The organism is Prosthecobacter sp. (assembly GCF_029946185.1).
GTDB lineage: Bacteria > Verrucomicrobiota > Verrucomicrobiia > Verrucomicrobiales > Verrucomicrobiaceae > Prosthecobacter.
Genome location: NZ_JAQSEA010000001.1, coordinates 1 through 9,422, shown reverse-complemented (window position 1 = coordinate 9,422; position 9,422 = coordinate 1). Strand labels below are relative to the sequence as shown.

The 9,422-nt window shown below is 62.3% G+C and carries 7 protein-coding genes and 1 tRNA gene; 2 read left to right on the top strand and 6 right to left on the bottom strand.

Features of this window, described 5'->3' with window-relative positions; all coding sequences use genetic code 11:
- Positions 1-321 precede the first annotated feature (321 nt).
- From PSV43_RS00040 to PSV43_RS00015, 6 genes are all read right to left on the bottom strand, one after another.
- Positions 322-407: transfer RNA gene (locus tag PSV43_RS00040), tRNA-Tyr, on the bottom strand.
- Positions 408-508: 101 nt separating this feature from the next.
- Positions 509-1,573: a class I SAM-dependent methyltransferase gene (locus tag PSV43_RS00035; protein ID WP_300192424.1), complete on the bottom strand. Its 1,065-nt coding sequence runs from the start codon at positions 1,571-1,573 to the stop codon at positions 509-511.
- Between the two features lie 91 nt (positions 1,574-1,664).
- Positions 1,665-2,849 (bottom strand): ABC transporter permease, encoded by a 1,185-nt coding sequence (locus PSV43_RS00030; protein ID WP_300192422.1) that lies wholly within the window; start codon positions 2,847-2,849, stop codon positions 1,665-1,667.
- Entirely contained in the window at positions 2,846-3,514 is a 669-nt protein-coding gene (locus PSV43_RS00025; protein WP_300192420.1) for an ATP-binding cassette domain-containing protein, read from the bottom strand. Before PSV43_RS00025 ends, PSV43_RS00030 begins: the two co-directional genes overlap by 4 nt.
- Positions 3,515-3,527: 13 nt before the next feature.
- Entirely contained in the window at positions 3,528-4,769 is a 1,242-nt protein-coding gene (locus tag PSV43_RS00020) for a nucleoside transporter C-terminal domain-containing protein (RefSeq protein ID WP_300192418.1), read from the bottom strand.
- A gap of 153 nt (positions 4,770-4,922) precedes the next feature.
- Positions 4,923-5,678 carry an AraC family transcriptional regulator gene (locus PSV43_RS00015; RefSeq protein ID WP_300192416.1) on the bottom strand — a complete coding sequence of 252 codons (756 nt, stop codon included), beginning with the start codon at positions 5,676-5,678 and terminating at the stop codon, positions 4,923-4,925.
- A gap of 72 nt (positions 5,679-5,750) precedes the next feature.
- On the opposite strand from PSV43_RS00015, the gene PSV43_RS00010 reads away from it, so the two are divergent.
- A complete protein-coding gene (locus PSV43_RS00010; protein ID WP_300192414.1) occupies positions 5,751-6,113 on the top strand; it encodes a hypothetical protein in 363 nt (120 codons plus the stop codon).
- Between the two features lie 300 nt (positions 6,114-6,413).
- Positions 6,414-9,422, top strand: a 3,009-nt coding sequence (locus PSV43_RS00005) for a DUF1553 domain-containing protein (protein WP_300192412.1), incomplete at its 3' end; no start/stop codon positions are given.

The following is a 9,422-nucleotide window of genomic DNA, read 5'->3' as shown; positions in this document are numbered from 1 at the left end:
GGCGCAGCCGCCGGCCTTCATGATACAACGCGCAGACGATGACCCGGTCAATGCAGGGCGAATAATGGGTTCGCCGGGGCATGTGGGTGGATGAAAATGGACGGGGATAAACCCGTCCTCTCAAACTTTTATAACGCGAAAGGGCGGGGAATTGCAGGACCATAACCTTGCCGTGTAAAGTCCCTCAAACGGAAGGCTGTCAGACGATTTGAGATCGGGTGCGTGATCGGGCTCCCAAATTGACTACATTTTACGTACACCCAAAAAAGAAGCCCCGCCTTTGGGGCGGGGCTTTGGTCTTTAACTCACTCAGAATGAAGGTGGTGGGCAGGGCTGGATTCGAACCAGCGTAGGCGTAAGCCAGCAGATTTACAGTCTGCCCCCTTTGACCGCTCGGGTACCTGCCCATTCTCCTTCGAAGTGGGCCGCGATTATCGAGTCGGAGCCTTGTTTTGCAAACGCTTTATTCCTCTGTTTTGCATTCTTCCTGAGATTCTTTTCGTTCACCTCAGCGGCGGCGCTTGCCGCGCCTCACGTACGTGGGCTCAACGATGGGCCTCTGCGCATGCAGGACCTTGAAGCCACCGGTCTCCACGATCTTGTCCACCTGCGTAAAAGCTTCGGTCAGCAGGTTCTCATAGGGCAGCTGGCGGTTGGCCACCAGCCAGAGCTGCCCATCCGGGCGCAGGGCCTGGGCGGCGGCAGCGATGAACTTGAGCCCGATGAGAGGATCGGCCTCCTTGCCTTCGTGAAACGGCGGGTTCATCACGACGGCGTCAAACTTGGTGCGCTCAAAGCCCGTGGTGATGTCCTGCCAGTGCGGGTGCGCTTTGACCTTCGTGGGGATGATGCCGAGATTGCGCCGTGCGCACTCGAAGCTTTCGGCATCAGCGTCGTAGATGTCGAGCGTGGCGATGTCGTGGCAGTTGCGCAGGAGGTGGTCGCTCAGGAATCCCCAGCCGCAGCCGAAGTCGGCGACGTTGCCTTCAATCGTGTCTGGCAGGTGCTTGGCGAGCAGGGCCGACCCCTCATCAATGCGGTCCCAGTTGAAAAGGCCAGGCCGAGACCAGAAGCGCCCTTCGAGGATGCGGCGCATGACGCCACCCTGACGCCAGCGCTCCAGCAGGTCGGCCTTCCACGGCTTGCCTTCATGCTTGGTGGCCCAGAAGGCGCGGCTGTGGTGCTTGGAGACAGAGGTGATCTCCCCCGCAACTTCGCGCAGGTACTGCTCGCAGCGTTTGCTGCCAGCGTCGTTGTGCACGGCGGCCATGAGGACACCACCGGGGGCGAGGTGATCATGCGCACGGGCGAGATCGGCCAGCATGAGATCCCGCTGCGGATCGGGCAGCACGAGCACGAGGTCAAAGAGGCCATTCACCTCGCGCTCCACGCGATGTCCGGCGGCCTGGAGCAGGTTCGCCTTGGCCTTCCAGGTCTGCTGGCAGACGAGGCGGCCCTCGAAGTGCTCCAGGGCGGGATGTGCCTGGGCACGCAGAAAGAGCACACGCCCTTCAGTGCTGATATCGGGATTGACATCCAGGGCGTAAATGAGGGCATCGATGGGGTAGGACATGCAGCGAGTGAAAAGAGATAAGTAAAAAGTTAAAAGGAGAGTGCGAAACAAAGAGACACTTTTTTAAATCTCTTGTGTTTTTTTGTGGCCATCAAAGTGCCCACCGCAGCAAATACGGCGCGGCAAAAGAGGAGCCTGACAGCAGCACCGCGCCGATCACCGCCGCGACAAGCCCGACGATGAGGACTTCGAGCACTTTGACGCTGATAAGCGAAACACGCGAAACCCCCACGTCTTCGAGGGTGGCAAATTCGCGCTGGCGCAGCCGAAACGAAAGCGCAAACACCAGCGCCGTGACGAGCAGCGCGGCGGTGGCCGTGAGCAGCAGCGCACTGGCGGCGAAGCCCTCCAGCCGCACGAGCTGGGTCAGCAGCGCTTCCATTTCATCGCGCGGGCGGATGAGCTGCTGCTCCTTGGAGCGGGCAAACTGTCCCGCCAGCAGCGCCTCGGCCTTGGCATCTGTGGGCAGCAAAATCACGGCGCTGATCGGATAGGTGGAGACATCCCCATGAAAATGGAAGGAGGCGATGTTCGCATCCGTGACCTCATTGAACATGCGCACGGCGGCGTTGCCGACGATGTTGCCCTCCTCTTTTGTCAGCACGACGGATTCATCTGTCTTGAGGTCGTCATGCCCATGGGAGCGCCCCTCGATGAGCCAGCAGGTTTTCAGATCGACAAACAACGCCTCATCATCCGGCGTGCCGTTCGGGGTGAGGATGCCGGTGACGCGCATCTTCAGCGGATACACACCCGCCATGTCGAAAGCCTGCTCCGGCGTGGAGAAAAGGTGGCCTCCGGGCTGCAGGCCGCGCTGCCTAGCGAGTGTGGCCCCGACGACGCAATCGCCAAGGCGGCTGAGCTGCTTGCCCGCGGCGAGGCGCAGGCCGCGAAAGGGAAAGTATTCCAGCTCCGTGCCCACGATGGGTGCGCCCTGCGCCTGATAGCGCACATGCAGCGGTATGGCGGCAGCCGTGGTGCTGGCACTGGCGGAAGGGTGGTGCTGCAGTTCGCTCAGCGCACCAAAAGGCAGCGGCAGCAGGTTCTCGCGCTTGAAATAGAGCGCCGTCATCATGAGATCCAGCGCGCTGCCACGCGTGCCGACGATCTGCGGCGTAGCAGCGGCACGGGCGCGGAGTTCCTGCTGCGCATGCTCGATCAGCACCCGCAGACACAGCGGCAGCGCAAAGACGAGCCCCAGCGCCCCGGCCAGCAGCGCGCTCTGGATGCGATGCCGCAGCACGTAACGCGCCGCGAGATGAAAGGCCGCCCTCATGCCGTGGCGAGATCCTCCATTCTCAGAGTTTCATCAAAGAGCGGCAGCAGATTCGGGTCATGCGTCACCATGACGAGGCATGCCCCCCGTCTGCGCGTGTCTTCCAGCAGCATGTCCACCACGATGCGACCCCGTGCAGGGTCCAGCGAAGCGGTGGGCTCATCAGCAAAAACGAACTGTGGCTCATGCACCAGCGCACGCGCCACAGCAACTCGCTGGCGCTCGCCCTGCGAAAGCTGCGAGACGCGCTTGCCCAAGTAGCGGTCGATGTGCAGCCGCTGCGTGAGATCCAGCATCTTCGCACAAACCGCCGCGTCCGCAGTTCCTCGGAACTGATGCGGCAGCAGGATGTTCTCGGAAACGGTGAGGTAGTCTAGCAACGCGAAATCCTGAAACACGAGGCCAATGTGCTGCAGGCGGAAAGCGCGGCGCGCCTCATGCGTCATCGTATCCATCTGCGCAGCCCCCAGGCTGACCTTGCCCGCAGTGGGCGTCAGCAGACCGGTGAGCAGACGCAGCAGGGTGGACTTCCCTGCCCCGCTGGGCCCCGCCAGTGCCAGCGCCTTCCCGGCAGCAAGTTCAAGCTGCGGCACATGCACACGGAACCCCTCGGCCGAATAGGCAAAGCGAAGGTCGGAGACATGGAGGCCGGTGGTTGCGGACATGCAGGCCTACTCTTTAAAGCAGCAATCCCGCGACACAAGCGGTGCAATAGCAGGCCAGCACACCGCCGACCATGGATTTGATGCCGAGCTGCGCCAGCTCCCCCCGCCGCTGCGGCACCAGCGCCCCGATGCCGCCGATCTGAACGGCGATGCTGCCGAAGTTGGCAAAGCCGCAGAGCGCGTAGGTCGCGATCTCCGCGCTGCGTGGCGAGAGCGTCCCGCCCTGCTGGCTGAGGTGCAGGTAGGCAAAGAATTCATTCAGCACCACCCGCTCTCCCAGCAGCGCCCCCACCTGCCCACACTCGGACCACGGCACCCCCATCAGCCAGGCACAGGGCGCATTGAGCCAGCCCAGCACCAGTTGCAGAGGCTGCGGCACGTTTTGCCCGAAGGCACGCAGGCCGAGCGAGGGCATATAATTCAACAGAGCCACCACCGCGACGAAGGCGATCAGCATGGCCACCACGTTGATCGCCAGCTTCATCCCATCGCTCGCGCCCTGGCAGAGCGCGTCGATGCCATTCGCCGTTTCGCGTTCGATGACTTTGTTGGCACCGTGCGCGGTCTCGCTTTCCTCGGTCTCAGGGATCAGAATTTTCGCCATCACCAGCGCGGCAGGCGCGCTCATCACCGAAGCAGTCAGCAGATGCCCTGCTGAGATGCCAAAGGACACGTAGGCTGCCAGCACACCGCCCGCGATGGTCGCCATGCCACCGACCATCAGGCTAAGCAGTTCACTACGCGTCATGCGTGCGAGGTAGGGCTTGATGATCAGCGGAGCCTCCGTCTGCCCCATGAAGATGTTCGCTGCAGCAGCCAGAGTTTCGCTGCCGCTGGTGCGCATGAAACGCCGCATCACCCACGCCGCCATTTTGACGATCCACTGCAGCACGCCGTAATGATACAGAAGTGATGACAGCGCGGAGACGAGAATGATGCTGCCTGTAATCGTCAGCGCCAGGATGAAGCTGTTCCCCGTTCCAAACGCAGCCTGCAGCGTGGTCGGGCCACCCAGCGGGCCAAAGACCATTCCGACCCCTTCATTCGCGAAACCCAGCAGGCGGCGGAACATTTTGTCCAGCAGCGCAAACAAATCGTGCCCGAGCTGCGTGCGGAGAATCAGCACGCCAAAGATCATCTGCAGCCCCAGTCCGCTCAGCATCGTCCGCCACGGAAAACACCGACGTTTTTCCGACAGCGCCCATGCCAGCACCACGAACACAACCAGTCCAAGAAGGCAGATGAGACGATCCATGATGGCCGCGAGAGTGGGTCAGTGCGGAGGATGGGTCAAGTTTTCCCACAAAATCCTCCTCCTTCTCCATCTTGCCGCACAGCTAGGCAGGCACCGGGCACTCCCGACGTCGCTGTACAACCTGAGCCCGCCCCCTTTTCACTCTTCCACCTCTTACCCTCTCTTCTCCCCCTTCGGCACTCTTTGCTGCCGATACTGCGCCGGCGTCAGCCCCATGATCAGCCGAAAGCACCGCGTAAAATGCGCATGGTCAAAGAAACCCAGCTCCACCGCCAGCGCCGCCACCGTCTCCTCCGTCTCTGCCAAGCGCCGACACGCCGCCTCCACACGCACACGCAGCAGATACTGCCTTGCCGAAGAGCCAAAGACGCGGCGAAAGCTCCGGTCAAACTGGCTTTGCGAAAGTCCGCACATCCGCGCCATCGCCGCACTGCTCAGCGCAGCATCCGGGTGCGCGTGCATCTGCTCGATCACCTTGGCAAAGCGCGCCTCCCCCGAGCTCCGGCTGCGCACCTGATCAAGCTCGCGCGAAAACCCCGCCACGCCGATGACCTTCCCCTCCGCATCGCGCAGCGGGATCTTGCTGGACATCACAAGGCGCGGCGAGCCCTCCGCCTCCGGCGCGCTCTCCAGTCGGTTCACGATCGCCTTGCCCGTGCTCATCACGATCTCATCATCCTTCTGATACTCGGCCGCGCGGCTGCGTGGAAAGAAGTCCTCGTCGGTCTTGCCGATCGCATCCTTCTCATGCTTCACCCCGCAGTAGTCGCAGCCACGCCGGTTCAACGCCATGAAGCGCCCCTTGCGATCTTTGATGAAAAACGAAATGTCCGGCAGCAGGTCAAACAGCAGTGCCAGCTCCGCGCCTCGTACCCGTCGTAAGAATGCCAGTGGTGAAATCGCCGCCATGATGCGTGTATTTTACACAAGGAAGGCACGGGCATGCAAGACAGCATTGCAGGTCAAAGCGTATTCTTAAGCATGAAAAGCCCCCTCCGTCCCCTGCCCCTGCGCCGCGAGCAACTCTGCCGCATCGCCGCGAGCCTGCACCGGGGCCACACGCGTGATTTGCACCTGCTCGATGCCCTGGTCAGGGACCAGGAGGTCGTCGGCTCGTTCAATGATGTGGAGTTGAAAAAACTCATCCTCATCGTGAAGCATCACCGGCCAGACCTCGCCCTGCTGCTGATCACCCACGTCCAGGCAGAGAATGAGCGCATCAGCCTCGGCAACTGCCTCGCCGCCATCTGGAGCCGTATCGACATCAATGCCGCCTGGCGCGGCATCACCGCCAGCAGCCTCCCCGAATCCGAGCGCCACGCCCTGCGCACGGCCATGGTCTGAGTGTCCGGCTGCTCGTCCTCGTCCTCCTACTCGAACTCGGCTTGCCCTTCGTAGCTTTAGCGAAGAACGGGGCCTCGATCCAATCGCACCGTTTCAAGCTTTAACCCTCAAGTGACAAGCCCCCTCCTTCCAAGAGCCAGCCTCTTCGTATCGTAGTCCCGGCTTTAGCCGGTCCGGTTCCGGTTTCTTTCTCCTGCTCTCAGCTAATTTGCCCCCATCTCCGCCCAGTCCGTTTGAAACATGAGGCCCCCGCCCCTCGTAATCATATTCATACCGGTCCCCAACATTTTCATATCACACATGCGCATCGACACCACCTTGCTTTTCACGCTTCTTGCCTCCTCAGCGGTGGCGGCGCAGCCCATTGGCTTCAATCAGGACATCCGCCCCATCCTCGCCGAGGCCTGCTTCCATTGCCACGGCCCCGATCCAGGCACGCGCAAGGCCGGCCTCCGACTCGATACCGAAGCAGGATTCTTCACCGCCAAGGACGGCGAGCAGCCCACCGTCATCAAGAGCAAGCCCGAGGTCAGCAACCTCTTCCAGCGCCTCATCACCAAGGACGCCGATGAGCTCATGCCACCTCCGGATTCGCACAAGACGCTGAAGCCAGAGCAGATCGCCCTGGTCAAAGAATGGATCGCCCAAGGCGCGCCATGGCAGCCCCATTGGTCCCTCATCCAGCCGCAGCGTACCGCAGAGCCGCAAGTCAAAGACACCACCTGGGCCAAGACCCCCGTGGATCGCTTCATCCTCGCCAAACTCGAAGCCACCGGCCTCAAGCCCAACGCGCAGGCCGACTCGCACGCTCTCATCCGCCGCGTCGCGCTCGACCTCACCGGCCTGCCGCCCTCCCCAGAACTCGTCGCCCGCCACGCGCCAAAGGACAACGCTCCGATCACCGACGCTGCCTATTCGGAGCTCGTCGATGAACTCCTCAAATCCCCCGCCTATGGCGAGCACCGCGCACGCTACTGGCTGGATGCCGCACGCTACGCCGACACCCATGGCCTGCACTTTGACAAAGAGCGCGAGATCTGGCCCTACCGCGACTGGGTGGTGAAGTCCTTCAACCGCAACGAGCCCTTCGATCAGTTCACCGTGGAGCAGATCGCCGGAGACCTGCTGCCCAAGCCCACTGACGACCAGCTCATCGCCACCGGTTTCCAGCGCTGCAACATCACCACCAACGAAGGCGGCACCATCGACGACGAAAACCTCGCGAACTACGCCAGCGACCGCGTCCAGACGCTCGGCTGGGTCTACATGGGCCTCACCACCAACTGCTCGCAGTGCCACGATCACAAATTTGATCCCATCACGCAGCGCGACTATTACTCCCTCGCCGCCTTCTTCCGCAACACCACGCAGAAGCCCAAGGACGGCAATGTGAAGGACGGCCTCGGACCCATCCTCGTGCTGCCCACCGACAAAGACCGCCCACGCTGGAACGCCCTGCCCGCCGAGATCGCCACCGCGACCGCGAAGCAGAACGATGCGCGCAAGGCCGCCAAGCCGCTGTTTGATCTCTGGCTCACCAGCGCCAAGCCCGCAGACCTCGACAATGACATACCGACCAAGGGCATCGTGGCCTACGTGCCGCTCAACGAAGGCAAGGGCAATGAAGTGTCCGGCAACAACAAGACCTTCAAGGCCACGGGCGAAGTCACATGGAAGCCCGATGGCAAACTGGGCCCCGCACCCGTGATGAAACCCGGCAGCACCTTTGATATCGGCGACGTCGGCGACTACGAAAAAGATCAGGCCTTCAGCTACGGTGCCTGGGTGCGTGCAGGCAGTGTGACCGGCATCTCCGGCAGCATCCTCAGCCGCATGGATGAAAAAAACGGCCATCGCGGCTGGGACCTGTTTCAGGCCGACAACAAACTCGCCGTGCACATCGTCAGCAAATGGCCGGATGACGCGATCAAAGTCAGCACGGCGAAGCCCGCGCTGCGCGCCAATGTCTGGCAGCATGTTTTCGTCACCTATGATGGCAAAGGCAAGGCCGGCGGCGTGCGCCTCTTTGTCGATGGCGTCGAAGCGCCCACACGCCCCGAAACCAATGCGCTCAAAGGCAGCATCAAGACCACCACGCCCACGCGCATCGGCCAGCGCAGCAACGGTTCATTCTTCAGCGACGGTGGCGTCCAAGATGTACGCATCTACGACCGCCAGCTCACCGCTGCAGAAGTAATGTCGCTTTCCAAAGTCGGACCGCTGCGCACGATGCTCGCCGCGAAAAAGCAGGGGCCAAAACAGCAGGAGGCACTGTTTGAGCACTACCTCATCACCCGTGCCCCCGCCTACCAGACAGCCCTCGCCAGCAGCACCAAGCTGACCACCGAACAGACAGCCATCAAGACCCGCAGCCCGCTCACGCACATCCAGGAAGAGCGCACGGACAGCAAGCCCATGGCAAACGTCCTCATGCGCGGCGAGTATGACAAAGTCGGCGATGCCGTGGAAGCCGCCGTGCCCGTGTCTCTCGGCAAGCTGCCTGCGGGCGCACCGCAAAACCGCCTCGGCCTCGGCAAGTGGCTCGTCAGCAAGGAGAACACCCTCACCGCCCGCGTCACGGTCAACCGCTTCTGGCAGGAGCTTTTCGGGGCCGGTCTGGTGACCACCAGCGAGGACTTCGGCATCATGGGCAGCCCGCCTTCCCACCCCGAACTGCTCGACTGGCTCGCCGTCGAATTCCGCGACAGCGGCTGGGATGTGAAGCGCCTCTTCAAGCTCCTCGTCACCTCCGCCGCCTACCGTCAGGCCGCCATCCTCACGCCCGAGAAGATCGAAAAAGATCGCGACAACGCCCTGCTCTCGCGCGGCCCACGCTTCCGCATGGATGCCGAAATGATCCGCGACTACGCCCTCGCCGTCAGCAGCACGCTCTCGCCCAAAATGGGCGGCCCCGGCACCATGCCCTACCAGCCTGAAAACGTCTGGGAAGTCGTCGGCATGGGCACCGAAAAGTACAAGCAGGACAACGGCGAAAACCTCTACCGCCGCACCATCTACAACTTCTGGAAGCGCACCGCCCCCTCCCCCAACATGGAAGTCTTCAACGCCCCACCGCGTGAAGTCAGCTGCGTCCGCCGCGACCGCACCAACACCCCGCTGCAGGCCCTCGTGACGATGAACGATCCCCAGTTCATCGAAGCCGCCCGCAACCTCGCCCAGCACACCCTCAATAACATCCCCGGCGACGACACCACCAAGTTCACCTCCATCGCCGAGCGCCTCCTCTGCCGCCCCCTCAAGCCGCAGGAAACCCAGATCCTCACCGCCAGCCTCACCGACCTCCGCAAC

What these genes read in the sequence shown, in the direction of transcription:
- PSV43_RS00035 (WP_300192424.1), bottom strand. Translation starts at nt 1,573, where the DNA reads ATGTCCTACCCCATCGATGCCCTCATTTACGCCCTGGATGTCAATCCC.
- PSV43_RS00010 (WP_300192414.1), top strand. Translation starts at nt 5,751, where the DNA reads ATGAAAAGCCCCCTCCGTCCCCTGCCCCTGCGCCGCGAGCAACTCTGC.
- PSV43_RS00020 (WP_300192418.1), bottom strand. Translation starts at nt 4,769, where the DNA reads ATGGATCGTCTCATCTGCCTTCTTGGACTGGTTGTGTTCGTGGTGCTG.
- PSV43_RS00025 (WP_300192420.1), bottom strand. Translation starts at nt 3,514, where the DNA reads ATGTCCGCAACCACCGGCCTCCATGTCTCCGACCTTCGCTTTGCCTAT.
- PSV43_RS00030 (WP_300192422.1), bottom strand. Translation starts at nt 2,849, where the DNA reads ATGAGGGCGGCCTTTCATCTCGCGGCGCGTTACGTGCTGCGGCATCGC.
- PSV43_RS00015 (WP_300192416.1), bottom strand. Translation starts at nt 5,678, where the DNA reads ATGGCGGCGATTTCACCACTGGCATTCTTACGACGGGTACGAGGCGCG.